We start from the raw sequence: 465 nt of genomic DNA, 5'->3' as shown, positions 1-465 counted from the left end.
CAAAGCTATCAATGTACAATTAGGAATTTCTAGCATAATATTTTTTAAACACACTAACTATATATTCTAAATCACTCTTTTTTAAACGAGGATGACAGGTCAGCCAAAAAGAATGTCCTAAAATAAAATTAGCTTGTCTCAAATCTCCGTGAGTCTTTATTTTTAAGTGCCGATATGCCGGATGCTTGACGATATTCCCGCTAAACATTGAGCGAGTTTCTATCCCATGTTTTTCAAGAAATGGCACAAGTTTTACCCTGTTACTAAGTCCACAAGTTAATGAAAAAGAAAACCAACATACATCTGCACTCTCTACCCATTGAGGCATTATCAAATCTCCTACACCTGAAAGATTATTGTATAAATACTCAAAATTCTTTTTTCTTAATTTCTTGATTTTATCTGATTTTCTTAATTGCACTCTACCCATTGATGCTTGAAGCTCTAGGATTTGGAAGTTATAGC

The 465-nt window shown here is 33.1% G+C and carries 1 protein-coding gene; it reads right to left on the bottom strand.

The window, feature by feature from the left end; genetic code table 11:
* Positions 1-19: 19 nt before the first annotated feature.
* Positions 20-465 (bottom strand): DegT/DnrJ/EryC1/StrS family aminotransferase (locus AC3DEV_RS16945; RefSeq protein WP_488372861.1); only part of this gene is annotated, 446 nt, incomplete at its 5' end.

The organism is Dietzia sp. IBK-p2-15D (assembly GCF_057773105.1).
The sequence above is the reverse complement of the archived record's forward strand: the minus strand, read 5'-3'. Positions and strand labels throughout refer to the sequence as shown.